This window comes from Pseudomonas plecoglossicida NBRC 103162 = DSM 15088 (assembly GCF_000730665.1).
Lineage (GTDB): Bacteria > Pseudomonadota > Gammaproteobacteria > Pseudomonadales > Pseudomonadaceae > Aquipseudomonas > Aquipseudomonas plecoglossicida.
The window spans coordinates 99344-124357 of record NZ_BBIV01000017.1; the positions used below are offsets into that span (position 1 = coordinate 99344).

17 protein-coding genes are annotated in these 25014 nt (G+C 64.9%); 8 read left to right on the forward strand and 9 right to left on the reverse strand.

Annotated features, from left to right (window positions below):
• Window positions 1–11 precede the first annotated feature (11 nt).
• From PPL01S_RS12280 to PPL01S_RS12290, 3 genes are all read left to right on the forward strand, one after another.
• Complete coding sequence (locus PPL01S_RS12280; protein WP_016393271.1) at window positions 12–1124, forward strand: PepSY-associated TM helix domain-containing protein; 1113 nt, start codon at window positions 12–14, stop codon at window positions 1122–1124.
• Window positions 1121–1300 carry a hypothetical protein gene (locus PPL01S_RS12285; protein ID WP_016393272.1) on the forward strand — a complete coding sequence of 60 codons (180 nt, stop codon included), beginning with the start codon at window positions 1121–1123 and terminating at the stop codon, window positions 1298–1300. Before PPL01S_RS12280 ends, PPL01S_RS12285 begins: the two co-directional genes overlap by 4 nt.
• Before the next feature lie 72 nt (window positions 1301–1372).
• Window positions 1373–4144, forward strand: a complete 2772-nt coding sequence (locus PPL01S_RS12290) for a dermonecrotic toxin domain-containing protein (RefSeq protein ID WP_028625718.1) — start codon at window positions 1373–1375, stop codon at window positions 4142–4144.
• Window positions 4145–4254: 110 nt separating this feature from the next.
• Here PPL01S_RS12290 and PPL01S_RS12295 read toward each other — a convergent pair whose 3' ends face one another.
• The 8 genes from PPL01S_RS12295 to glnE form a co-directional block, all read right to left on the reverse strand.
• Complete coding sequence (locus PPL01S_RS12295) at window positions 4255–5694, reverse strand: lipopolysaccharide kinase InaA family protein (RefSeq protein ID WP_016393274.1); 1440 nt, start codon at window positions 5692–5694, stop codon at window positions 4255–4257.
• The gene (locus PPL01S_RS12300) at window positions 5694–6446 is read right to left on the reverse strand and encodes a lipopolysaccharide kinase InaA family protein (protein ID WP_016393275.1); all 753 of its coding nucleotides are present in this window, start codon (window positions 6444–6446) and stop codon (window positions 5694–5696) included. Before PPL01S_RS12300 ends, PPL01S_RS12295 begins: the two co-directional genes overlap by 1 nt.
• On the reverse strand, window positions 6443–7177 hold the full coding sequence (locus tag PPL01S_RS12305; protein WP_016393276.1) for a lipopolysaccharide kinase InaA family protein: 735 nt from the start codon (window positions 7175–7177) through the stop codon (window positions 6443–6445). The genes PPL01S_RS12300 and PPL01S_RS12305 overlap by 4 nt, the downstream gene beginning before the upstream one ends.
• Window positions 7177–7983, reverse strand: a complete 807-nt coding sequence (gene rfaP / locus PPL01S_RS12310; RefSeq protein WP_016393277.1) for a lipopolysaccharide core heptose(I) kinase RfaP — start codon at window positions 7981–7983, stop codon at window positions 7177–7179. The genes PPL01S_RS12305 and rfaP overlap by 1 nt, the downstream gene beginning before the upstream one ends.
• Window positions 7980–9104: a glycosyltransferase family 4 protein gene (locus PPL01S_RS12315; RefSeq protein WP_028625719.1), complete on the reverse strand. Its 1125-nt coding sequence runs from the start codon at window positions 9102–9104 to the stop codon at window positions 7980–7982. The genes rfaP and PPL01S_RS12315 overlap by 4 nt, the downstream gene beginning before the upstream one ends.
• Complete coding sequence (waaC, locus tag PPL01S_RS12320; protein ID WP_016393279.1) at window positions 9104–10162, reverse strand: lipopolysaccharide heptosyltransferase I; 1059 nt, start codon at window positions 10160–10162, stop codon at window positions 9104–9106. The genes PPL01S_RS12315 and waaC overlap by 1 nt, the downstream gene beginning before the upstream one ends.
• On the reverse strand, window positions 10163–11212 hold the full coding sequence (gene waaF / locus PPL01S_RS12325) for a lipopolysaccharide heptosyltransferase II (protein WP_016393280.1): 1050 nt from the start codon (window positions 11210–11212) through the stop codon (window positions 10163–10165).
• 172 nt (window positions 11213–11384) lie between these two features.
• The gene (glnE, locus tag PPL01S_RS12330; protein WP_028625720.1) at window positions 11385–14318 is read right to left on the reverse strand and encodes a bifunctional [glutamate--ammonia ligase]-adenylyl-L-tyrosine phosphorylase/[glutamate--ammonia-ligase] adenylyltransferase; all 2934 of its coding nucleotides are present in this window, start codon (window positions 14316–14318) and stop codon (window positions 11385–11387) included.
• A 383-nt stretch (window positions 14319–14701) separates the two neighbouring features.
• Here glnE and aceE point away from each other — a divergent pair, with 383 nt between their 5' ends.
• From aceE to PPL01S_RS12355, 5 genes are all read left to right on the forward strand, one after another.
• On the forward strand, window positions 14702–17347 hold the full coding sequence (gene aceE, locus PPL01S_RS12335) for a pyruvate dehydrogenase (acetyl-transferring), homodimeric type (RefSeq protein WP_028625721.1): 2646 nt from the start codon (window positions 14702–14704) through the stop codon (window positions 17345–17347).
• 13 nt (window positions 17348–17360) lie between these two features.
• Window positions 17361–18983 (forward strand): dihydrolipoyllysine-residue acetyltransferase, encoded by a 1623-nt coding sequence (gene aceF, locus PPL01S_RS12340; RefSeq protein WP_028625722.1) that lies wholly within the window; start codon window positions 17361–17363, stop codon window positions 18981–18983.
• 491 nt (window positions 18984–19474) lie between these two features.
• Window positions 19475–22159 (forward strand): putative bifunctional diguanylate cyclase/phosphodiesterase, encoded by a 2685-nt coding sequence (locus PPL01S_RS12345; protein ID WP_028625723.1) that lies wholly within the window; start codon window positions 19475–19477, stop codon window positions 22157–22159.
• 103 nt (window positions 22160–22262) lie between these two features.
• Window positions 22263–22931, forward strand: coding sequence for a peptide-methionine (S)-S-oxide reductase MsrA (msrA, locus tag PPL01S_RS12350; protein WP_028625724.1), 669 nt, complete (start codon window positions 22263–22265; stop codon window positions 22929–22931).
• Window positions 22932–22934: 3 nt separating this feature from the next.
• Entirely contained in the window at window positions 22935–23558 is a 624-nt protein-coding gene (locus PPL01S_RS12355) for a glutathione S-transferase (RefSeq protein WP_016393286.1), read from the forward strand.
• A gap of 123 nt (window positions 23559–23681) precedes the next feature.
• On the opposite strand, the gene creD is transcribed toward PPL01S_RS12355, so the two are convergent.
• The gene (creD, locus tag PPL01S_RS12360) at window positions 23682–25010 is read right to left on the reverse strand and encodes a cell envelope integrity protein CreD (RefSeq protein ID WP_016393287.1); all 1329 of its coding nucleotides are present in this window, start codon (window positions 25008–25010) and stop codon (window positions 23682–23684) included.
• Between the last annotated feature and the right edge of the window lie 4 nt (window positions 25011–25014).

Genomic DNA, 25014 nt, shown 5'->3' on the forward strand with positions numbered 1-25014 from the left:
AATAAAATGTAATGAAAAGCCCAACCATCCGCCGCTGGTCCGTGATCCACACCTGGAGCAGCCTGGTCTGCACCGTGTTTCTGCTGTTGCTGGCACTCACCGGTCTGCCGCTGATCTTCCACCATGAACTCGAGCACCTGCTCGGTGATGCGGCCGAACTGCGCGAGCTGCCGGCAGGCACGCCACACCTCGACCTGCAGCAACTGGTGGTCAAGGCCGAGCAACATCGCCCTGGTGAGGTGATGCAGTACTTCGGCTTCGACCAAGACGAGCCCAACGGCGTGATGGCGATCACCGCCGCCACCGCCGGCACCGAACCCAACTCTTCCCATACCTTCATGCTCGACGCGCGTACCGGCGAGGCCGTGGCCATGCCGGCCGCCAACGGCGGCTTCATGATGGTCATGCTGCGCCTGCACGTGGACATGTTCGCCGGCCTGCCCGGCAAATTGCTGCTGGCCTTCATGGGTGTGCTGTTCGTCGTGGCGATCGTTTCCGGCACGGTGCTGTACGCCCCGTTCATGCGCCGCCTGGACTTCGCCACGGTGCGCCACGACAAATCCCGGCGCCTGCGCTGGCTCGACCTGCACAACCTGATCGGCGTGGTGACCCTGGCCTGGGCGCTGACCGTGGGCGTCACCGGCGTGATCAGCGCCCTTTCCGACCTGGTCATCGCCGCCTGGCGCAACGACAGCCTGGCGGCCATGGTCGAGCCGTACCGCAGCGCCCCGCCACTCAGCGAACGCGCCCCCGCCACGCAGTTGCTGGCGATCGCCGAACAGGCCGCGCCCGGCATGCGCCCGGACTTCATCGCCTTCCCCGGCACGCGCTTCTCCAGTGAGCACCACTACGCAGTGTTCATGAAAGGCGCCACGCACCTCACTTCTCATCTGCTGACACCCGTGCTGATCGACGCACAGAGCCTGACGGTGACCGCCGTCGGCGAGCGGCCCTGGTACATGGATGCCATGGGCCTGTCCCAGCCGCTGCACTTCGGTGACTACGGCGGACGGCCGATGCAGATCCTCTGGGCCGTGCTCGATGTGCTGACCATCGTCGTGCTCGGCAGCGGGCTGTACCTGTGGTGGGGCAAGCAGCGCAAAGGCAAAGGAGCACGCCCATGAGCCATCGATCGCAATCGACCTGGCGCATCTTCACCTGGCCGCTGCTGATCGCCCTGCTGGGCGCTGCCGGGTTGTTCGCCGCGCTGCTCGGCGACGGCGGCTGGGACATGCTGGCCTGGGTCGGGCTGGGCATTCCTGCGTTGCTCAGTGCACGGTCGCTGCTGCGGCGCGGCTGAAATAGCGGGCTACCACCTGACGGGCGCCATGCATTTCCAGCATGGGCGCCCCAGTCAGAAGGAGCAGCCCACATGCGCCCCCTCGAACAACTCGAACGAATAGATGCACAGATCCGTGAGCTACTCGCAAACCTCCCGGTGGCCCACGACCGTGGCGCCGACAGCCGTCGCCGCCTGCATGGCGACCTGGCCAGCTTCTGGAGCACGCCGGACAGCCAAGGCCAGACACCCCGGCAGCGCCTGCTGCAGTTGCGCAAGGCCCAGCTGATCGCCGAGGCCCGGCTGCGTCAGGACGACCAGACCCTCACCGACGACCAGGCCGCCCTGCTGCGCGTCTGCCTGGCCTCGCCGCTGGCCGCCCAGCGCAGGCACCTGCCATTGGCTGAGCGCTCCCAGGTGTATCGCGTGCTGATCGAGGGCTTTCACCCAAACTGGCGCAGTTACCTTCCGGGGGTACTGGTCATTGTCGCTGGTAGCGCAGAAGGCCAGATGCTCACCGCGCAAGCGTCGACCGGCACCGTGCTGCTGTGCGGGCTGACCCAAGGCATCGAAGCGTTCGACACGCTTGGCGACTTGCATCAGGAGCTTTGCGAAAGGCTCGATGACCCCTTGCAAAGTCAGCCGCTGCTGCGACTTTACGGCGAAGGCATGCAGGCCGAACGTATCCACCACGCGCAGCGTCTGCGCTATGACTGGTATGCCGACAGCCTGCTCGACGCACAGATCGATGCGCTCATCGAGGCACAGCGCCAGCGCCTGAACGATCCAGGTTTGTGGCCCGACGCGGCACCCGAACGGATCACCACAGCCTTGGCCCTGGACCAGGACATCGACAGCCGGGCCCTGGTGCAAACGCGTTACTCGCTGTTGCTGGAAAAGAACCTTCCCCACTGGCTGCGCAACGCCAGCCCGCAAGGCTTGAGCCACATCATGCAGACGATGCAGGAACTGGTGGCGGCAGCTGAAACGGCGGCGGCCCCGGGCATCCTCGACATCGAGGCGTTTTCCAAGCAGCACAGCCTGCTTGCCTGGACCAATGCACGCCTGGCCGAGCGCCTGCGCAGCGACCTGGGTACCGACTTCCCTCCTGGACAGATCCTGGTCAGCGTGGTGCGTGCGCGGCGTACCGGGGCGATCTTGCATCCCTTCGCGACCTCGGCCTATGTCACCACCGCAGGCATGAAGCGCGTGGGCGACGACATGATCGAGATGGTCAAGGAAACCCGATCGCTGGATCAACTGGCACTGCACAACCTGCCCTGGTTCGATGCTGACTACTGGCTGACCGCACAAGTGACACACCTGCAGGGCACGGCTCTGCCACCCGGGCTTTCGCCAGGTTATGTGAAGGCCCTGGTCAGGGAACTGAATGTGGGTGGCAGTTACGCGCAATTCCTGCAAACCCAGTTGATCAGCTCCAGGGCGGGCAAATGGCGGCTGCGCAGCCATGCCCAGATCAACCGGGCCCGCATGCGCGCCGAAGCGGCCAAGGCTCGATATGCCGGTCACTTTGGCGACGATGCTTTCGAGCTTGGCTATCAGTGGGTCACCGCCGTGCTCGACCAACCGCATAATGCCTTGCGCCCACTGGCAGCAGGTTACGCGATCAAGGTCAGGCAATTGCGCATCATCGGGCATACGCTGCAAGGCGTACTGCTGATAAACAGCACTGCACAACGCTCTCCCTCTTGCGTGCTGTACACCCCGGACGCGCCGGACCGCAGGGCATGGCGCCGGTTTCACAACACCCGCGAGCTGATTCGCACCCTGCGCCAACAGCCCAGGCTCAGCGACTATGTGATTGAACGATTGCCGCTGCTGCCTGCTGCCAGGGTCAGGCGCTTGCTGACCAAAGGCAGACTTGGCCCGGCACTGCAAACGCCTGAGATCGAAGACGATCTGTTTTATGCCTGCTACATGGCCGAAGCCCGCGCCGTGCTGGCCGACGCCGATGCCAAGAGCAGGACGACCCGGGAGGTCGATGCCCAGTCGATCGTCGACCTGAGCTGGCGCCTGGTCGACTTCATCAGTCTGCTGCTGCCCAACCGGGCGTTGCTGGCCCTGTCCGTGGGGCGCATGGCCATCGACATCTGGGACGGTTTCGAAGCGTATAAACAGGACGATGTCGAGGGCGTGCTGCGCCATGCCTACGACGCACTCAGCCATGCCAACGACGCGGCCATCGGTTATTCCGGCTCCGGACTGCTGCGGCGCTCCCTGCGCGGGATGCCGAAGCAGCCGCCATTGCCACTGCCCACGCGCTTCGAGGTACAGGTAGCCCCCAGCACCCTGCGCTATCGCATCGACGGCATCTATGGCGAAGGCGTCTATGAGCAGGTGTCACCATTTGCCGGGCTGTCCCTGTACTTCGTCAAGGACAAGGACAACCGTCACTACAAGGTCAGTTTCGACGGGCAGCGCTGGCGAGCCATCGACCCCGAGCAGCCGGATGCCTATTTGCAGCAACCGGTGAAACGCACGGCCGACGGGCGCTGGGTGATCGATTCGCCGCTGCACTGGTATGAGGGGCTGCCGGATGTGCAGCGAATGCTGGACGACTGCTACCTGGAAGAAACGCTGGATGGCGTGCCGCTGGAGGCGGAGCAAGGACTGCATGAGGCCGATGGGCAGTTGTACCTGGTGCTGCGCATGGGGCAACTGCCGGTGCGCAGGCATCTGCTGCCGGATCGGTTTCATCTGCCCATCCCGGCGGCACGGGAGGCCGGCGTGGTGCCTTGGGCGGTGTTGCGCTGGGAAGCCGGCAAGTGGCTGATCCGCGTGCGTCAGGCCGGGCGCAGCAGTGACTGGCTGCCGCTGCCGGATGCACCGGCCCAGTCTGACTGAAAAATTTGCGGGGTATTCATCGCGGGCAAGCCGCTCCTACAGGTTCCGCGCCGTGCCCAGGGACAGCGTTGATCCTGTAGGAGCGGGCTTGCCCGCGATGAGAGCCACCTTCAATCCAGCTTCGGCAGCAAACGGTCGAGCCGCTGGTGCAGTGCGCTGCCACGGGGCCAGTTGCGCAGCAAGCGCGCCCGATCACGGGCATAGGCCGGTGCGAAGCTGAGCTGGGTGGCGTGCTGGCACATGGCGTCAAGATCGATCAGCGACCACTGGCCGTCCTGCCAGAACAGATTGTGGCCCTTGAAATCGCCGTGGCTGATGCGCTCGCGGATCAGCTGCTGCATCAGGTGCACCAACGCATCGATCTGCTCCTCCGGCGCATCGCCGTTTTCCACATAGGGCGCGAAGCATGCGGTCAGGTCCGGGCCATCGGCATATTCGGTGACCAGCAACGCACGGCTGCGCAGGCCCATGACCCGTTGTTCCAGCACCGCCAGCGGACGCGGCGTGGCGATGTCGAGAAACGCCAGCCGGTGCCCTTCGATCCAGGAGTGCCAGGCCCGGCTCGGGCGCCAGAAACGCTTGAACCAGTGCGCGGTGTTCTTGATGTTGTAGCGTTTGAGCACCAGGCTGCGGCCGCCCACCTCGATGCGCGCCACACTGGCCGCACCGCCGGTCTTGTACAGGTGGCCCTGGTCGATCAATGCATCGGCCTGCTCCAGCACCGGCAACATGGCCTCGAGTTCGCCACGGCGAATGGCCCGAAGGCCCGACAGGCTGCGTTCGACGCTGAACAACGTGCACTCGCGGCCGGCCTTTTCCAGGTAATCCTTCAGGCGCCAGTTGCGCACCTTGTCCACCTGCTTCTGCAACGCCTCCATCGGCAAGGCGTGCTCGGCATTGGCCAGCAGGTAGTGCACCAGCAGCTCTTCGATGAAGGGCTCCAGGCGCTTGGGCAACTGGGCGAAGAACACCCCGAGGTTTTCCAGCACGCGCGGGCGCGACAACTGTTGGCCAGGCGTCTCGGACTTGATGCCGGCGCCGTCGATCAGGTACAGCTTGCCGCCGTGGCGCAGCAGGTTGTCCAGGTGCAGGTCTTCCTGCCACAGGCCCTTGGCGTGCATCTGCGCCACGGCGGTCAGCGCCTCGCCAAGCACCAGGTGCTGCTCGTCCGCGAGCACCGGCAGGTGTTCCACCGCCGCCCAGGCGTCGGCCAGGCTCTCGGCACCGTCGAGGAATTCGAACAGCAGCCAGCCACCCTCGCCTTCCTTGAGGCCGTCGGCCAGCAGCTTGGGAGTGGTCAGGCCTTGTTCGGCCAGCAGCTTGACGCCGTCCAGCTCACGCTGGAAATGCCGCGCGGCGTTGCTGCCCACCAACAATTTGGCCAGCACCGGCGTGCCGCGCCAGACGCCGGCGCCGACATAACGCTGGCCCGGCAACACGCGCAGCAGGCTGAGCAACTGCAGGTCGGCGCTGCCGGCCGCATCGGCCAGGGTCACCGACAGCGGCAGCGAGGGGCTGCGCCCGGTGGCTTTCAATTCGGACAAACGCATCAGCGGGCCTCTTTTTCACGACGGCGTTGCGTCAGGCGTTGCAGCCAGGTATCGACCAGCGCGCTCCCGGCTGGGGTTGCCAGGTACACGGCCAGCAGCTGGCGCACGTCCGCCTCGCTCCAGGCTCGGGCGCGGCGCAGCAGCGGCTCCAGGTCCTTGAGCCGGTCGCGCATGCCGAACAGCAGCGGCCGGGTCTTTTCCAGGTCGATCAGTTGCGCGTCCCAGCCGTCACGGCGTTGACGCAGGAAGATGTGCTTGGGGTAGAAGCAGCCATGCACCTGGCCGGCGCTGTGCAGCGTACGCGCCAGCTGGCCACAGGCCTGGAGGATGCCGCTGCGCTCGCCCTCGGTCAGCTGCGGCCAGCGGGCCAGCAGGCTTTCCAGGTCGCTCCAGTCGTCCAGTGCGCGGGTCAGCAGGATTGCCCGGTGCTGGCCGCCCTGCTTGCGCTCACCGTAGAACACCGCCTGCAGGGCCGGGATCTGCAGCTTCTGGTAACGGCTGATGTTGCGAAACTCGCGGGCGAAGGTCGGCTCGCCGAACGGCCGCGACAGGGTGCGGGTCAGGTAGTCGCTCTGGCGCTTGAGGTAGTAGCCCTTGCCTTCGAGCTCCAGGCGGAACACGCTGCTCCAGCCGCCACGGCCGGTGTTGGGTTCGTCCACGGCGTCGAGCTGCAGCGCCCACAGCGCCTCGAAGTCGTTCAGGCCATGGCGCTTGAGCAGCGCAAGGTCCGCGCTGGCCAGGTAATCGGTCATTCCCTTCCCTCGAAGAAACTCAGTACCTGGCGAATGCGCCGCTTGTCGCGCACATTCAGGCGCTGACGCCCGCGGTACTGCAGGTAGAAACGCAGGCGCTGGGTCGCCGACAGATGATACTTGGCGACCTTGTCCAGGCAGGCCAGGTCCTTGATCATCCGGTGACGCCACATGAAGCCGCGCCAGAAATCGCCGGTCGGGCAGTCGATGAAGAACAGCGTGCCCAGATCGTCGACCAGCAGGTTACGCCACTTCAGGTCGTTGTGGGCAAAGCGGTGCTCGTGCATGACCCGGGTATGCCGTGCCAACTGGCGGCTGAGGTGGTCGACCCAGCGGCGGTCGGCCAGGCGGGGGTCGTTGCGATCGGCCAGCGCCGAGAGGTCTTCGGTGTTCGGCAGCTCGCGGGTGATCATCGCGCCACGGCCGAAGGCCAGGCCATTGCGCTCCAGGCCCCAGGCGACCACTTCGGCAGTGGGGATGTCCCACTTGGCGAACTGCTTGAGGTTTTGCCATTCGGCCTTGATCCGTGGACGGCCCAGGTAGCGGCGCATGTGCTTGCCGGCACCGGTGTAGCGTTTGACGTAATAGTGGACGCCGTCTCGCTCGATGCGGATGACCTCGCTGAGCGGGTCGCGGGTCAGGCGTTGGCCCTGCAGGGCAAACACCGCATCGAGACTGCCGAAGTCCGCCGCCAGGTGTTCATAACCCGGCGCCAGGTTCCAACCCGCCATCAGAGTGCATCCCCATAGCGAAGCTTGCGGTCGTAGAGTTTCTGCGCCTTGCGCTCGAGCCAGGCGAGCAGCGCCGCCTCCTCGGCGAGGATCTGGCGCAGCGGGTGCTGGAAGTACCCGCGCAGGAAGCGCAGCTTGTCACGCCGGGTCAGGCCGATGTCCAGCGCCGAGAAATACAGCGCGGCCAGGTCCTTGTCACGCCAGCGGCGGCTGATTTTCGCCCGGGTCTGGGCGCGGTGCAGGTCGATGACCGACAATTTGAAGTCATCCGCCGTCACCGGCCGGTCGGTGTGCAGCAGGAAGTGGCAGATATAGCAGTCGCGGTGGTTGACCCCGGCGCGGTGCATGCCGCCGGTCATCTTCGCCACTTCGGCGATCAGTGCACGCTTGAGGCGAGGCTCGGGCGGCTGCTTGACCCAGTCGAGGCTGTAGTCTTCCAGGCTGATGGTCGGCGCCAGCTCTTCGGTGACGATGAACGAATGCTGGGTGGCCGGGTTGCTGCCACGCTCGCCATAGGCGACGGCGGTCATGGTTGCTACACCCACTTCATGCAGGCGCTGGATGGCTTGCCACTCCTGGCCCGCGCCAAGCACCGGGAGCTTGGCCGTCAGCAGGTTCTTGAAGATCTCGCCCCAACCGATGCCGCGGTGGATCTTGACGAAGAACCCTTCGCCATCGACCTCGGTGCGCAGCGTGCGACGCCCTTCCAGCTCGCGGTAGACCTCGCCTTGCAGCGCTTCCACGGCCTCGAAGGCATCACGCCCGGCCCACAGGCGCTTGAAGGGTTCGGCCAGTATCAGCTTCATGCGGTCTCCTGCCCCAGGATCACGTCGGCTGCATGCTGCGGCATGCTGTACAGGTCAGCGGTCTCGGCAAAGGCCAGGCCGTTGCGCGACCACTCGGCACGGCTTTGCGGCGCTTCCAGCATGCGCTGCAGGTAGCGGTTGAGCTGCTCTTGCTCGAACGGCTCGTCCAGCACCAGGCCGCTGTCGGCCTCGGCGATGTAGTGGGCGTAGCCACAGACCTTGGACACCAGCACCGGCAAGCCGGCCACCAGGGCTTCGAGCAGCACCGTGCCGGTGTTCTCGTTGTAGGCCGGGTGGATCAGCACATCAGCGCCGAGCAGGAAACGCGGGATATCGCTGCGCCCCTTGAGGAACTGCACCTGATCGCCCAGGCCCAGGGTGGCGCTCTGCAGCTGGAACACCTTGGGGTCGTCCTGGCCGATGACCATCAGTCTCGTGCGCTTGCGCAACGCTGACGGCAGCGCAGCCAGGGCCTTGAGGCTGCGGTCCACGCCCTTGGTCTTGAAGCCCGAACCGATCTGCACCAGCAGCAGGTCGTCATCGCCCAGGTTGAATTCCTTGCGGAACTCGGCGCGGATCTCGGCGGCATTGGCCGGCGCACGTCGGTCCTGGGAAATGCCCGGCGGCAGCAGGTGGAAGCGCTCCACCGGGGTGCCGTAATGCTTGATGAACAGCGGTTGCTGCACTTCGGAAATCATCAGCACTTCGGTATGGGCGTCCTTGGCGAATACCGCCCGCTCATACTCGGCAAAATGCCGGTAGCGGCCCCAGCGCCGGTACAGACCGCCGCGCAAGGTCTGGGCCTTGTCCTCGAAACAGCCGTCGGCGGCGTAGTAGACGTCCAGCCCCGGCATCTTGTTGAAGCCCACCAGGCGGTCGACAGGGCGCTTGGCCAGGTCTGCGGCCATCCAGGCGCTGAGCTTCTCGTTGCGGCGGTGGTTGAACAGCGCCTTGACCGGCGCCACCAGCACCTCGAAGCCCGGCGGAATGTCACCCTCCCAGATCAGCGTGTAGACGCGGATCTGGTGGCCCCGCTTCTGGCATTCCAGGGCAATGCGCATGAAATCGCGCTGCAGCCCGCCGAAGGGGAAATACTTGTAAAGCACGAAAGCCAGTTGCATCAACGAACATCCTCAGCCAGCAGCAGCGCGCTCAAGCGGCTCGCCACATGCTCGGGATTCAGGCGAGTGAAGCACAGTGGCCACTCGCGTTTGAGATCGAACCGGCGCAGGTCGTCGGCGCTCGGTTTGTAGGTGCACTTCTTCTGCAGGCACGGCGCGCAGGGGAAGTCGCTGGCCTGGTGGACCTGGACGCGGCCATAGGCCCCCGTCAGGCCCGGGTTGGTCGGGCCGAACAGCGAGATGGTCGGCACGTCCAGCGCCGCGGCCAGGTGGCCCAGGCCAGTGTCCACCGCCACGCAGGCCTTGGCCGCCGCCAGCACCCGGGCAACGCCGGCCAGGTTCAATTTGGGCAGCACCTGGCAGTTGCTCAAGCCTTGGGCAATGCGCTCGGCGCGCGCCTTCTCGGCCGGGTTGCCCCACGGCAGGCGCACCTGCAGCTTGCGCCGACCCAGACGCTCGGCCAGTTCCCGCCAGTAGGCTTCGGGCCAGTGCTTGGTCGCCCATGTAGTGCCGTGCAGGAATACCACGTACGGCGCGGCAGGTGGCAGTTGCAGGCGGTCGAGGTCCAGGCCGTAGTTGCCGATGCCTTCCGGCAGGTCGTAGGCCAGGGCCATGGCGAACAGCTGGCGCACGCGTTCGACCGCGTGCTGGCCGACAGCGACCGACAGGCGTCGGTCATAGAAACGACTGGCCAGGCCTTCACGCGCCGAGTAGCGGTCGAGCCCGGCCACCGGCGCCTTGACGTAGCGGGTCAGCCAGGCGGACTTGACCAGACCCTGGGCGTCGATCACCAGGTCATAGGTGTGCTCGCGCAGACGCTTCTTGAAGGCCTTCCACTCGCCGCTCTTGAGGGTCTGCCAAAGGTTCTTGCGCCAGCGGCGGATGGCCACCGGGATGACCTGATCGACCGCCGGGTGCCAACTGGGAATTTCGGCGAAGCCTTCTTCCACCACCCAGTCGAAGCGAATGCCCGGGATGGCATGGGCGGCATCGGTGAGGGCCGGCAGGGTGTGGATCACATCACCCAGCGACGAAGTCTTGATGATCAGTACCCGCACTTAGTCGACCTCGGCCACGGTATCGATCAGGTCAGGCCCACCCAGGCTGTGCAGCGCGGCGATGACCCTGCCGGGCTCGAGCAGACGCAGGCAGTTGTAGTGGCCGAAGCGGCAGGTCCGGTCGAAGCACGGGCTGCACTCGATGCCCGTGCGCACGATCTCCACCTGCTCCGCCAACGGTGGCGTGAAACCCGGGGATGTCGAGCCATACACCGCGACCAGCGGGCGATTCAACGCTGCCGCCACGTGCATCAATCCAGAGTCGTTGGAGACCACGGCATCGGCGCAGGACATCAGGTCGATGGCCTCGGCCAGCGACGTTTCACCCGCCAGGTTGTAGGACTCTTCACGCAGGCCCGGGATCAGCCGGTCACGGATCTGCTCACCGACAGGGTGATCGTTCTTCGAACCGAACAGCCACACCTGCCAGCCCTGGCGAATCATGGCATCGGCAACGATGGCGTAGTGCTCGGAGGGCCAGCGCTTGGCCTCGCCGAACTCGGCGCCTGGGCAAAGTGCCAGCACCGGGCGGTCCAGCTCCAGCCCGAACTTGGCCATGGCCGCCTCGCGGCTCGGCGCTTCGATCTGCAGGTTGGGGCGTGGGTAAGGCTGCGGCAACTCGGCGCCGGGCGCATAGGCCAGGGCCATGAAGCGCTCGATCATCAACGGGTAGCGGGCCTTGTCCAGCTTGCGCACATCGTTGAGCAGACCGAAGCGCATCTCGCCGCGCCAGCCGGTGCGCTTGGGGATACCGGCGAAGAACGGCACCAGCGCAGACTTCAACGAGTTGGGCAGGAGGATCGCCTGGTCGTACTGGCCGGCCAGGGACTTGCCGATGCGCCGGCGCGTGGCCAGCTCCAGCGCGCCGTGGCCGAGCGGGAAGCTCAAGGCCTGGCGTACCTCGGGCATGCGTTCGAGGATCGGCCGGCTCCACTCGGGGGCCAGCACGTCGATCACGCAGTCGGGGTGCTGCTGTTTCAGGCACTGGAACAGGGTCTGCGCCATCACCATGTCGCCGACCCAGCTGGGGCCAATGATCAGTATTCTCATGCTTAGTCCAGAAACGCTCGGGGAGGCTGCAGGCTGCGTAAAGCCTGGCCTCCCCTCTTTATATTCAGGCTATGTGGCGGACAGTGTACCACCGGGGCTCCATTGTGCCCCTAATCGCCGGCAAGCCGGCTCCCACGGAATCTGTGGGAGCCGGCTTGCCGGCGATCGGCTCTCAAGTCAGCCCCAGCTCGCCCCAGATCCGCCGCACCTCGCGGCGCTCATCGACAAACTGCGCGGCGTCGATCACCCCGGCCTGCTTCTGCAAGGCCTGGCGGTGCGACGCCGAACGAAACGCCTTGTACACCTCGCGCAGCAGGATCGCGTCGCTGGCCGGCATCAATTTCGCCTGCCCCAGCTCTTCCAGGATGCGAATGTTGTCGGTCCATCGGAGTATGGCCGGGTGGTCGTGGGACCAGGCCAAAGCGGCGTATTGCACCATAAATTCGATATCGACGATACCGCCGGCATCCTGCTTGATATCGAACGCCACACCGGCGTCGAATGCGTTGTCGGCGGTGCCCGCAGCCGTGGCCTTGGTGCCCAGGTTGTCACGCATCTTGGCGCGCATCTCACTGACTTCGCTGCGCAGTTTGTCAAGGTCGCGGGGCTGCCCCAGGACCTTGGCGCGTACGTTCTCGAACGCGCTCGCCAGCTGCTTGCAGCCCACCAGCACCCGGGCCCTTACCAGTGCCTGATGTTCCCAGGTCCAAGCCTCGCTCTGCTGATAGCGCTCGAACGCGCCCAGCGAACTGACCAGCAAGCCCGATGCACCCGAGGGGCGCAGGCGCATGTCGACGTCGTACAGCTGGCCGGAGTTGGTCTGGGTCGTGAGCAGGTGAATGATGCGCTGGCCCAGACGGGTATAGAACTGCGCGCTGTCGATCGGCTTGGCACCGTCGGTTTCGGCCTGTGGATCGCCGTCGTGGATGAACACCAGGTCCAGGTCAGAGCCGTGGCCCAGTTCCAGGCCACCCACCTTGCCATAGCCAATGATGATGAAACCCGGGTCGCCCAGGCTGCCGTCGCTGCGCTTGGGCTGGCCGTGGCGGGACACGGTCTGGCGCCAGGCCAGGGCCAGCACCTGGTCGAGGATGGCTTCGGCCAGCCAGGTCAGATAGTCGCTGACCTTCATCAAGCGCAGGTTGCCGCTGATTTCCGAGGCGGCCACGCGCAGGCTGTGGGCCAGCTTGAAGTGGCGCAGCGCCTCCATCTGCTGTTCCAGGTCGTCCTCGGGGATGCGCGTCAGCCGTTCGCGCAACTCGGCAGCCAGCTCGGGCGCCATCGGCGGGCTGAACAGCCGGCCTTCGTTGAGCAGTTCATCGAGCAGCAGCGGGTAACGGGCGATCTGCTCGGCGATCCACGGGCTGGCCGCGCACAGGGTCAGCAGACGGCGCAACGCACCGGGGTTTTCGGTGAGCAGCACCAGATAGGCAGAGCGCCGCGCCACGGCTTCTACCAACGGCAGCACGCGCTCCAGCACCAGGTCCGGGTTGTCGTGCTCCACGGCCTGGGCCAGCAACCGGGGAATGAAGGCATCCAGACGCTCGCGACCAATGCGCTGCATCGAGCGCAACTGCGGGCTGGCACGCAGCCCGGTCAGGCGTCGCAGGGCTTCGGCCGGCAGGCTGAAGCCAGCCTCCTGCAGTTGCCGGCAGGCAGCCTCTTCGTCTTGTGCCTGCTCCCACAGCGGCGACCACTCGCCGCCGACCACCAGCTCGCCTTCGCCGTCTTCATCGTCCGGGTCGGCGATCACCTGGCGGAAGTGCCAGTCGACGCGGTTGCGCCAGTGCATCAGATGCTCATGGAAGCTTTCCCAGTCGGCATAACCGAGCATGTAGGCGATCCGCGCACGGTCGAGGTCACTGTCCGGCAGCATCTGCGTCTGGCGGTCGGCAATCGCCTGGATGGCATGCTCGGTGTAGCGCAGGAACTCATACCCCTCACGCAGCTCGAGCACCACCGCGGTCGGCAGGTAGCCCTGGCCCTCCAGAGTCGCCAGCACCTTGAGCAACGACCGTTGCTGCAGGCTCAGGTCGCGCCCGCCATGGATCAGCTGGAACGCCTGGGCGATGAACTCCACCTCGCGGATGCCGCCGGCGCCGAGCTTGATGTTGTCGGCCATGCCCTTGCGCCGCACTTCCTGCTGGATCAGCTGCTTCATGGTGCGCAGCGCCTCGATGGCCGAGAAGTCCAGGTAGCGTCGGTAGACGAACGGTCGCAACATTTCTTGCAACTGGGCACCCGCGGCCTGGTCGCCGGCCACCACCCGCGCCTTGATCATGGCGTAGCGCTCCCAGTCGCGCCCCTGGTCCTGGTAGTACTGTTCCAGGGCGTTGAAGCTCATCACCAGCGCGCCGGCCGAACCATAGGGGCGCAGGCGCATGTCGACGCGGAACACGAAGCCATCCACGGTCACCGGGTCGAGCGCCTTGATCAGCCGCTGGCCCAGCCGGGTGAAGAACTCCTGGTTGTCCAGTGCACGCTTGACCCCTTCGGTTTCGCCGCCTTCGGGGAAGGCGAAGATCAGGTCGATGTCCGAAGACAGGTTCAGCTCCACCGCCCCCAACTTGCCCATGCCCAGCACCACCATGTGCTGGGGCTGGCCGCTGCGGCTGCCGATCGGCGTGCCGAACTGCTGGCAGTGGCGCGGGTACAGCCATTGATAGGCTTCGTCGATGGCCGCGTCGGCCAGGTCGGACAGGTCGCGGCAGGTTTCGCCAAGCTCGGCCTGGCGAGTGATGTCGCGCCAGATGATGCGCAGTTGCTGGCGGTTGCGCTCGCGGCGCAGGTTGCGCGCCAGTTCGTCTTCGCCCTGCGCGGCCTGGACAGCGGCGGCGATATGACCGCGCAGCTCGCCCGGCGCATAGCGGCGGTCCAGTTCACCGCTGGCCTGCAGCGCGAACAGCATGGCCGGCTCGCGCTGGGCCAGGCCAAGGACGAAATCGCTGGCCGCCGCCACCTGGTCGAATTGCTGGCGGTGGACCGGGCTCCACGCCGTCAGGTCGAGGTCGGGATGGCCGGCCAGCGCATCGAGCAGAAACTGCTGGTTACGCGCGACCAGCGGTTGCAGGGTGGCAGGCAGTTCGAGCGGCAAAGGCAGGCGCATGGTCTATCCTTGATCGGCGTGAATGAGAGGGTTGAATGCGGCCACGGGGAAGCTCGACCACGGTTGGACTGTCGTACAAAAGTTGGAAATAGCTGAAAAAAACGAATCATTGGCAATAAACATCAAGAATCACCCGTTCGCGACACAACGCCAACCAACATGAACGTTTTTCCTCACAAGCCAAGGTGCGACTAAACGTCGCATTTGTGTAGTTTTACTACTACCCCGCCCGTGCAAAAGCATGAAATACGAAAGCAAATGTAGTAAAACTACACGCCGCCGGTGCACACTCCGGTAATCCAAGAATTCACGACGTCTGCCCATAAGGCCAGTCGCAAACTCAGGCCCCCGATTCTGGTGGCCTTTCCGCCCTGGAGCAAGCCATGCAAGACCTCGATCCAATCGAAACCCAGGAATGGCTGGATGCCCTGGAGTCGGTCCTCGACAAAGAAGGCGAAGACCGCGCTCATTACCTGATGACCCGCATGGGCGAGCTGGCCACCCGCAGTGGCTCCCAGCTGCCATACGCGATCACCACGCCATACCGCAATACCATCCCCGTCACCCACGAAGCACGCATGCCTGGCGACCTGTTCATGGAACGCCGCATTCGCTCGATGGTGCGTTGGAACGCGCTGGCCATGGTGATGCGCACCAACCTGAAGGATTCGGACCTGGGCGGCCACATCTCCAGCTTCGCCTCCAGTGCCACCCTGTACGACATCGGCTTCAACTACTTCTTCCAGGCCCCGACCGAAGAACACGGCGGCGACCTGATCTTCTTCCAGGGCCACGCTTCGCCAGGCGTCTACGCCCGTGCCTTCATGGAAGGCCGCATCAACGAAGACCAGATGAACAACTTCCGTCAGGAAGTGGACGGCAAAGGCCTGTCTTCGTACCCTCACCCTTGGCTGATGCCTGACTTCTGGCAGTTCCCGACCGTTTCCATGGGTCTGGGCCCGATCCAGGCGATCTACCAGGCACGCTTCATGAAGTACCTGGAAGCCCGTGGCTTCATCCCGGCCGGCAAGCAGAAGGTCTGGTGCTTCATGGGCGACGGCGAGTGCGACGAGCCGGAATCCCTGGGCGCGATCGCCCTGGCTGGCCGCGAGAAGCTGGACAACCTGATCTTCGTCATCAACTGCAACCTGCAGCGCCTCGACGGCCCGGTTCGCGGCAACGGCAAGATCATCCAGGAACTCGAAGGCGTGTTCCGTGGCGGTGGCTGGAACGTCAACAAGGTCGTCTGGGGCCGTTTCTGGGACCCACTGTTCGCCAAGGACACCAACGGTGCCCTGCAGCGCCGCATGGACGAAGTCATCGACGGCGAATACCAGAACTACAAGGCCAAAGACGGCGCCTACGTGCGTCAGCACTTCTTCAACACCCCAGAGCTCAAGGCCATGGTCGAAGACCTGTCCGACGACGAGATCTGGAAGCTCAACCGTGGTGGCCATGACCCGTACAAGGTCTATGCGGCCTACCATCAGGCGGTCAACCACAAGGACCAGCCGACCGTCATCCTGGCCAAGACCATCAAGGGTTACGGTACCGGTGCCGGCGAAGCCAAGAACACCGCGCACAACACCAAGAAGGTCGACGTCGACAGCCTGCGTCACTTCCGTGACCGCTTCGACATCCCGGTCAAGGATGCCGAGCTCGAGAACCTGCCGTTCTTCAAGCCCGAAGAAGGTTCTGCCGAAGCCAAGTACCTGGCCGAGCGTCGCGCCGCACTGGGTGGTTTCGTGCCACAGCGCCGTGCCCAGAGCTTCAGCGTGCCGACCCCGCCACTGGAAACGCTGAAAGCGATCCTGGACGGTTCGGGCGACCGCGAAATCTCTACCACCATGGCCTTCGTGCGGATCCTCGCGCAGCTGGTCAAGGACAAGGAAATCGGCCAGCGCATCGTCCCGATCATCCCGGACGAAGCCCGTACCTTCGGTATGGAAGGCATGTTCCGCCAGCTGGGCATCTACTCGTCGGTCGGCCAGCTCTACGAGCCAGTCGATAAAGACCAGGTGATGTTCTACCGCGAAGACAAGAAGGGCCAGATCCTCGAGGAAGGCATCAACGAAGCCGGCGCCATGTCGTCGTTCATCGCTGCCGGTACCTCGTACAGCTGCCACAACCAGCCGATGCTGCCGTTCTACATCTTCTACTCGATGTTCGGCTTCCAGCGTATCGGCGACCTGGCCTGGGCCGCTGGCGACAGCCGCACCCGTGGCTTCCTGATCGGCGGTACCGCCGGCCGTACCACCCTCAACGGTGAAGGCCTGCAGCACGAAGACGGTCACAGCCACATGATGGCGGGCACCATCCCGAACTGCCGCACCTATGATCCGACCTACGGCTACGAGCTGGCGGTGATCATCCAGGACGGCATGAAGAAGATGACCGAAGAGCAACAGGACATCTTCTACTACATCACCGTGATGAACGAGTCCTACCAGCAGCCAGCCATGCCGGCCGGTGTCGAGGAAGGTATCATCAAGGGCATGTACCTGCTCGAGGACGACACCCGCGAAGCCGCGCACCACGTACAGCTGATGGGCTCCGGCACCATCCTGCGCGAAGTCCGCGAAGCTGCGAAGATCCTGCGTGAAGAGTTCAACGTCGGTGCCGACGTGTGGAGCGTCACCAGCTTCAACGAACTGCGCCGCGACGGCCTGGCCGTGGAACGCGCCAACCGCCTGAAGCCTGGCCAGAAGCCACAGCAGACCTACGTCGAGCAGTGCCTGGCCGGCCGCAAAGGCCCGGTTGTCGCCTCTACCGACTACATGAAGCTGTTCGCCGAGCAGATTCGTCAGTGGGTACCGAGCAAAGAGTTCAAAGTCCTGGGTACCGACGGTTACGGTCGCAGCGACAGCCGCAAGAAGCTGCGTCACTTCTTCGAAGTCGACCGCCACTTCGTGGTGCTGGCTGCCCTGGAAGCCTTGGCCGACCGTGGCGAGATCGAACCGAAGGTGGTGGCCGACGCCATCGTCAAGTTCGGCATCGATCCGGACAAGCGCAACCCACTGGACTGCTGAGGAGTATTTTTAAGTGAGCGAACTCATTCGCGTACCTGACATCGGCAGCGGTGAAGGTGAAATCATCGAGCTGTTCGTCAAGGTCGGTGACCGTATCGAGGCCGACCAGAGCCTGCTGACCCTGGAGTCCGACAAGGCCTCCATGGAGATCCCGGCGCCGAAGGCCGGTATCGTCAAGGAACTGAAGGTCAAGCTGGGCGACCGCCTGAAAGAAGGCGACGAACTGCTGGTGCTGGAAGCCGAGGGCGCCGCTGCGGCGCCCGAGGCTCCGGCCGGTGCGCCTGCCCAGGCTGCCGCACCGGCTCCGGCTGCTGAAGCTGCCCCTGCTGCCGCCCCGGCTGCAGCACCTGCCGCTGCCAGCGTGCAGGACATCCACGTGCCGGATATCGGTTCGTCGGGCAAGGCCAAGATCATCGAAATGCTGGTCAAGGTCGGCGATACCGTCGAAGCGGACCAGTCGCTGATCACCCTGGAGTCCGACAAAGCCTCCATGGAGATCCCGTCGCCTGCTGCTGGCGTGGTCGAAGAAGTGCTGTGCAAGCTGGAAGATGAAGTCGGCACTGGCGACCTGATCTTCAAGCTGAAGGTCGCTGGCGCCGCACCGGCTGCCGCACCAGCTCCGGCTGCTGCTCCTGCTCCGGCCGCCGCACCTGCCGCAGCTCCAGCACCTGCCGCCGCACCTGCTCCGGTTGCCACCGCACCGGCTGCCGGCAGCAACGCCAAGGTTCACGCAGGCCCGGCGGTTCGTCAGCTGGCCCGTGAATTCGGTGTCGAGCTGGGCGCAGTTGCCGCGACCGGCCCGCACGGCCGCATCCTGAAAGAAGACGTGCAGGTCTACGTCAAGGCCATGATGCAGAAGGCCAAGGAAGCGCCCGCAGCCGCCGGCGCAACCGGCGGCGCTGGCATCCCGCCGATCCCGGCCGTGGACTTCAGCAAGTTCGGTGAAGTGGAAGAAGTGGCCCTGACCCGCCTGATGCAGGTCGGTGCCAACAACCTGCACCGCAGCTGGCTGAACGTGCCGCACGTGACCCAGTTCGACTCCGCCGACATCACCGAGCTGGAAGCCTTCCGCGTTGCGCAGAAGGCCGTGGCCGAGAAGGCTGGCGTCAAGCTGACCGTGCTGCCACTGCTGCTCAAGGCCTGCGCCTTCCTGCTCAAGGAACTGCCGGACTTCAACAGCTCGCTGGCGCCAAGCGGCAAGGCGATCATCCGCAAGAAGTACGTGCACATCGGCTTCGCCGTGGACACCCCGGACGGTCTGCTGGTCCCTGTGATCAAGAACGTCGACCAGAAGAGCCTGCTGCAACTGGCTGCCGAAGCTGCCTCGCTCGCCGAGAAAGCCCGCACCAAGAAGCTCTCGGCCGACGACATGCAGGGCGCCTGCTTCACCATCTCCAGCCTCGGCCACATTGGCGGCACCGGCTTCACGCCGATCGTCAACGCGCCTGAGGTGGCGATCCTCGGTGTCTCCAAGGCAACCATGCAGCCGGTCTGGGATGGCAAGGCCTTCCAGCCGAAGCTGATGCTGCCGCTGTCGCTGTCCTACGATCACCGTGTGATCAACGGCGCTGCCGCCGCGCGCTTCACCAAGCGCCTGGGCGACGTGCTGGGCGATATCCGCACCATGCTGCTGTAACACGCAGTCCACCTGCCTCCCCCCGGGGAGGCGGGTACCCTTTTCGAGCTGCCACGCTCGTACCTCAACCCCGCCAATTGGCGGGGCTTTTTTTGCCTGTCGCAGCATCTTTTGTGCCTGTGAGATTGAGCGCCGCCCACGCGGCGCATCGCGAGCTGCGCTCGCTCCTACGTTTGTTTCTGGCCAGTAACGCCTGTGACAGGCGCACGCGACCGTCTTGTTTGTACGACGCGATATCAAGCCATGCACTAGGCGTCCGCGCACAAATTCCACAAGGAAATTGGCCCGAAACAAACGTAGGAGCGGGCGGCGCTCGATCTCACACGCGACAAACAGCCCAAGACGAACACCCGCCCTAAGGATTCCAGCCCCGCCGCCGAAAACATACTCATGACCCCCCACATGGCCGCTTGCCAGCCCTGGGGACATGATGCAACCTTGCCGGATGCGCCGCCGCCCAGGCCGCGTCTCCCTCTTCAAGCGAGTCTTCGATGAAAAGCCAACCCGATGCCGCCAGCCGTGTGGCGGCCGAGGTCGTCACGCAGCTCCCCGTGCCCTCGCGGCTCGGCATGCTGCGTTTCGAAAGGCTCAACGAAGCCACCTGGGCCATGCTCTACCTCGACCCCGCCTGCGAACGCCAGTTCGGCGTGCCCGCCTCCGAGTTGTGTGCGCTGATCGACGCGCCCTATGCCAGCCTCATGGAGCCCGAAGCGCGCTACCGGCTGCACGACGAAATCCAGCTTCAACTCAACCAGCGCAACTACTACCGCGTGCGCTACACCTTCCATGCACAATCGCGCACGCTGCGCGTGCTGGAGGTGGGCGAAGCGTTCAAGCAGCACAACCGCCAGCTGCTGCGCGGCTTCCTGACCATGCTGGATGACGAGGACGAAGCAGCATTCGAGGCCAACGACCTCGAATCACGCAACAACCGCCTGGAGCTGGCCCTGCAACTCAACCAGCGCGCCCAGCAGGAACAGTTCGAACACCTGGAGCGCGTACGCGGCCAGCAGGACCTGATCCTGCGCCTGGCCCGCCAGCGCTACAGCGCCGAGAATTCGCTGCTGGAAGCTGCGCAGTTGATCACCCGCAGTGCCTGCGAGATCTACAAGGTCGACAGCGCCAGCATCTGGCACCTGGAAGACCAGCGCCTGGAACCGATCAGCGCCTGGCTGCGCGCCGAGCAGGTGCATCGCCTGCCGGACCCTATCGACGCCAGCCGCTTCCCCGATTACCTGGACGCCCTGCACGCCAGCCGCGCCATCGATGCGCACAACGCCAACCACGACCCGCGCACCCGTGAACTGGCCCAGAGCCTGTACGCCGACAACAACGCCATGCTCGACGCCAGTATCCGCGTCGATGGTCAGGTGGTCGGCGTGCTGTGCCTGGAGCAGACCGGCCAGCCGCGGGCTTGGCAGTCGGACGAGATCGCCTTCGCCGGCGAGCTGGCCGACCAGTTCGCGCAGGTCATCACCAACCACAACCGGCGCACGGCCGCCAGCGCCCTGCACCTGTTCCAACGCGCCGTGGAGCAGAGCGCCAGCGCCTTCCTGCTGGTCAATCGCGAAGGTGTGGTGGAGTACGTCAACCCCAGCTTCACGGCGATCACCCAGTACAGCACCGAGGAAGTCCAGGGCCATCACCTGGCCGAGCTGCCGGCGCTGGAGAACCTCAGCGAGCTGCTGTTCGACTCTCCTTCGAGCCTGGCCATGGGCAACAGCTGGCAAGGTGAGTTCAAGAGCCGACGCAAGAACCTCGAACCCTACTGGGGCCAGCTGTCGATCTCCAAGGTGTACGGCGACAACCGTGAGCTGACCCACTATATCGGCATCTACGAAGACGTCACCCAGACCAAGCTCGCCCAGCAACGGATCGAACGCCTGGCCTACACCGACAACCTGACCAACCTGGGCAACCGCCCGGCGTTCATCCGCAGCCTCGACGAGCGCTTCGCCCTCGACGGCGAAAGCCCCACCTGCCTGCTGCTGGTGGACATCGACAATTTCAAGCGGATCAACGACAGCCTTGGCCACCAGACCGGCGACAAACTGCTGATCAGCCTGGCCCGGCGCCTGCGCAACAGCCTCAGCGCCGGAGGCGTGCTGGCCCGTTTCGCCAGCAACGAGTTCGCCGTGCTGCTCGACGACACCAGCCTGGAAGACGGCCAGTGCGTTGCCCTGCAACTGCTGCGCACCCTCGACAAGCCGATGTTCGTCGACAACCAGCTGATCAACGTCACCGCTTCGGTGGGCCTGGCCTGTGCGCCGCTGCACGGCAGCGACCCGACCACCCTGATGAAGAACGCCGGCCTGGCCTTGCACAAGGCCAAGGCCAACGGCAAGCACCAGGTGCAGGTGTTCACCGAAGTGCTCAATGCCGAGGCCAGCTACAAGCTGTTCGTCGAGAACAACCTGCGCCGCGCGCTGACCCAGAACGAGCTGGAGGTGTTCTACCAGCCCAAGCTGTGCCTGCGCAGCGGACGGCTGCTGGGCCTTGAGGCGCTGTTGCGCTGGAACCACCCCGAGCGCGGCATGATCCGCCCCGACCAGTTCATCAGCGTGGCGGAAGAAACCGGCCTGATCATCCCCATCGGCAAATGGGTGGTGCGCCAGGCGTGCCGCATGAGCCAACAGCTGCGCGAAGCCGGCATGGGCAACCTGCACGTGGCAATCAACCTTTCGCCCAAGCAGTTCTCCGACCCCGACCTGGTGGCCTCGATCGGCTCGATCCTCAAGGACGAAGCCCTGCCTCCGCACCTGCTGGAGCTGGAGCTGACCGAAGGGCTGTTGCTGGAAGCCAGCGAAGACACCCACCGCCAGCTCGATGAACTCAAGGCCCTGGGCCTGACCCTGGCCATGGACGACTTCGGCACCGGCTATTCGTCGCTGAGCTACCTGAAGAAATTCCCGATCGACATCATCAAGATCGACCGCAGCTTCATCAATGAGATCCCCGACAACCAGGACGACATGGAGATCACCTCGGCGGTGGTGGCGATGGCCCACAACCTCAAGCTCAAGGTGGTGGCCGAAGGGATCGAGACGCCGGCGCAGCTGGCGTTCCTGCGCCGCCACCGCTGCGACGTGGGCCAGGGCTACCTGTTCGACCGGCCGATTCCGGGGCGCGAGCTTGCGGAAAAGCTCAAGCGCTATCCGCGCGGTCCAATGGCCTGACAGCGACTGAAAGCTCGGGCACTATAGAGTCCATTCGGGCCTCATCGCCGGCAAGCCGGCGATGGGTTCAACACCTATCCAACTGACATACAGAGGAACGGCCATGGTCCTGCGTTCGGAAATCCTGGTGAACAAAAACCTCATGCCCACCGCCGAGCAAGCCCTGCCCGGCCGCGAAACCCCGATGACCCTGCCCGAGTTCCACTACGTGTTCGAGGGCACCCCGCTGCTCGGCCCGTTCTTCGAAGGCAGCATCGACTTCGCGATCTTCGGCCTGGGCTGCTTCTGGGGCGCCGAGCGCCGCTTCTGGCAGCGTGAAGGCGTGGTCAGCACCGTGGTCGGCTATGCCGGCGGCTTCACCCCCAACCCCACCTACGAAGAAGTCTGCTCGGGCCTGACCGGCCACACCGAAGTGGTGCTGGTGGTGTTCGACAAGGACCGGGTCAGCTACCGCGAGCTGCTGGCCATGTTCTGGGAGCTGCACAACCCGACCCAGGGCATGCGCCAGGGCAACGACGTCGGCACCCAGTACCGCTCGGCCATCTACTGCACCTCGCCGGAGCAGCTCGAGGAAGCCAAGGCCAGCCGCGACGCCTTCCAGGCCGAGTTGAGCAAGGCCGGTTTCGGCGAGATCACCACCGAGATCGACCAGGCGCCGACCGTGTACTTCGCCGAGGCCTACCACCAGCAGTACCTGGCCAAGAACCCGGACGGCTACTGCGGCATTGGCGGCACCGGCGTGTGCCTGCCGCCCAGCCTGCAGGGCAATTGAGCCATGGCGACGATGACCCTGTTCCACTCGCCGCTGTCGCCCTTCGTGCGCAAGGTCATGGTGGTGCTGCACGAAACCGGCCAGCTCGACCGCGTGGCCCTGCAGCCGGTGAACATCAGCCCGGTGAGTGGTGACGAACAGCTCAACCAGGGCAACCCGATCGGCAAGATCCCGGCGCTGCGCCTGGAAGACGGCACCGTGCTGCACGACAGCCGCGTCATCTGCGAGTACCTCGACCTGCAGCATGTCGGCCTGCCACTGCTGCCCCGCGAGGGCTCGGCGCGCTGGCGGCGCATGACCCTGGTGTCGCAGGCCGATGCGATCATGGATGCGGCGGTGTCGTCGCGCTATGAAAGCTTCCTGCGGCCGGAAGACAAGCGTTGGGACGGCTGGCTGGACGCGCAAAGCGAAAAGATCCGCCGCAGCCTGGCCAACCTTGAGCACGAGCACTTGGCGGAGCTGATTTCGGGCTTTGATCTGGCGGCTATCGGCGTGGCCTGTGCGCTGGGGTATCTGGATTTGCGCCAGCCCGAGTTCGGCTGGCGCGAGCACCAGCCTGGGTTGGCGACGTGGTATGCCGAGGTGAGCAAGCGGCCGTCGATGGTCGCTACGGCACCGGTGGCCTGACAGACCGCTATCGCCGGCAAGCCGGCGATCGGGCTGCAAAGCAGCCCCCGCCTCAGCTCGGCATGACAGGAAACAACTCCCCGATTCTCCGGGCCAGCCACCGCCCGATCTCTCTGTCTTCCCTCATGCCGCCCTCCCCACCCGCGCCCAGTCCAGGCGACGGGTCAGCACCATGAACACCCCAAGCAAGCCAAAGCACAGCAATGCCCCCATCAGCAGCGCATAATCCTCGGCGCTGAGCAGCCCGTAGAGCATCGCGTACAGCGCCGCCAGCCCTGCCGCAAACCCCAGCCCACGCCCCCGGCTGCGCAACACATGACTCAGGTAGAAGCCAATCAGCAGCACGCAGGCCGACGCCGACAGGCCATACGCAGGGCCGAATCCGATGTGCTCCGACAATGACAGCAGCAACAGGTAGAAGAACGCCAGCGCGACGCCGACCAGGATGTACTGCACCGGGTGCACGCTGAGGTTCTTCAGTACCTCGAAGAGGAAGAAGCCGGCAAAGGTCAGGACGATGAACAGCAAGGCGTACTTGATCGCCCGTTCGCTTTTCAGGTACTGGTCCACCGGGTCGACGAAGCTCACGCCGAATGTCCGCTCGCTGTAGTCCGCGCACTGTCCGCCCGTGGCGCACTGACGCACGGCATCGGCGAGATTGGTCGCGAAGATCGAGGTCTGCCAGTGCGCCGTGAAACCCTTGTCGTCGATGGCGCGGCGGCTGGGCAGGTAGCTGCCGACGAAGCTTGGGTGCGGCCAGTTGGCTTGCATGTCGACGCTGTTGGTACGACCCACCGGCAGCAGGTGCAACTGCCCGGTACCTTGCAGCGCAAGCTCGAAACCATAGCTGAATTCCCGGGCTTGCTGGCCATCGAGCTGGGGCAGCGCAACGCGCACGCCACTGCGCATCCAGTCCAGGCCGGTGCCGGCTTCGAAGGGCAAGCGTTGATCATCGAACTTCAGCTCCTGCGCATGCTCGATGCCGCGGATATCGCTGATGCCGACCACCAGGAACGGCTTGTCGAAGCGGTAGTCTTCGAAATCTTTTTCGATGCCCCACCGTACAGGCACCTTGAAGCGTCCCGAGAAGCGACCTTTGGCATGGAACAGCCGGGCCTGGTAGATACCCCGCGCGCGCAGCTCGGTGTCCACGCCAAGGTCGGCGTCAAAGGTTTCCGGCAGAAAGTACAGGTGCCCGGCCAGGGTGCTGGTTTCCTGCACGCGCTGGCCGTCCTTTTCGATCCAGCGGCGCTGGTACTTGCGGTACGGCACCACCAGCAACGGGCCACTGACCTGCTGGTCGTAGCTGGCGCTCTGGGCGATGTCATGCAACACCCCGTCGCGCAGGTTCTGGCGGTCGCTGATCAGCCCGTTGATCATCGACAGCGGGATCAACAGCAGGATCATCAGCAGGGCGATGGTGCCAAGCTTGTAACTCAAGGATTTGTTCATGGGG

Coding starts and splice junctions, on each gene's coding strand:
- PPL01S_RS12345 (WP_028625723.1), top strand. CDS start 19,475: ATGAAAAGCCAACCCGATGCCGCCAGCCGTGTGGCGGCCGAGGTCGTC.
- msrA (WP_028625724.1), top strand. CDS start 22,263: ATGGTCCTGCGTTCGGAAATCCTGGTGAACAAAAACCTCATGCCCACC.
- rfaP (WP_016393277.1), bottom strand. CDS start 7,983: ATGAAGCTGATACTGGCCGAACCCTTCAAGCGCCTGTGGGCCGGGCGT.
- PPL01S_RS12280 (WP_016393271.1), top strand. CDS start 12: ATGAAAAGCCCAACCATCCGCCGCTGGTCCGTGATCCACACCTGGAGC.
- PPL01S_RS12295 (WP_016393274.1), bottom strand. CDS start 5,694: ATGCGTTTGTCCGAATTGAAAGCCACCGGGCGCAGCCCCTCGCTGCCG.
- PPL01S_RS12290 (WP_028625718.1), top strand. CDS start 1,373: ATGCGCCCCCTCGAACAACTCGAACGAATAGATGCACAGATCCGTGAG.
- glnE (WP_028625720.1), bottom strand. CDS start 14,318: ATGCGCCTGCCTTTGCCGCTCGAACTGCCTGCCACCCTGCAACCGCTG.
- PPL01S_RS12300 (WP_016393275.1), bottom strand. CDS start 6,446: ATGACCGATTACCTGGCCAGCGCGGACCTTGCGCTGCTCAAGCGCCAT.
- PPL01S_RS12285 (WP_016393272.1), top strand. CDS start 1,121: ATGAGCCATCGATCGCAATCGACCTGGCGCATCTTCACCTGGCCGCTG.
- PPL01S_RS12315 (WP_028625719.1), bottom strand. CDS start 9,104: ATGCAACTGGCTTTCGTGCTTTACAAGTATTTCCCCTTCGGCGGGCTG.
- aceE (WP_028625721.1), top strand. CDS start 14,702: ATGCAAGACCTCGATCCAATCGAAACCCAGGAATGGCTGGATGCCCTG.
- PPL01S_RS12305 (WP_016393276.1), bottom strand. CDS start 7,177: ATGGCGGGTTGGAACCTGGCGCCGGGTTATGAACACCTGGCGGCGGAC.
- waaF (WP_016393280.1), bottom strand. CDS start 11,212: ATGAGAATACTGATCATTGGCCCCAGCTGGGTCGGCGACATGGTGATG.
- creD (WP_016393287.1), bottom strand. CDS start 25,010: ATGAACAAATCCTTGAGTTACAAGCTTGGCACCATCGCCCTGCTGATG.
- PPL01S_RS12355 (WP_016393286.1), top strand. CDS start 22,935: ATGGCGACGATGACCCTGTTCCACTCGCCGCTGTCGCCCTTCGTGCGC.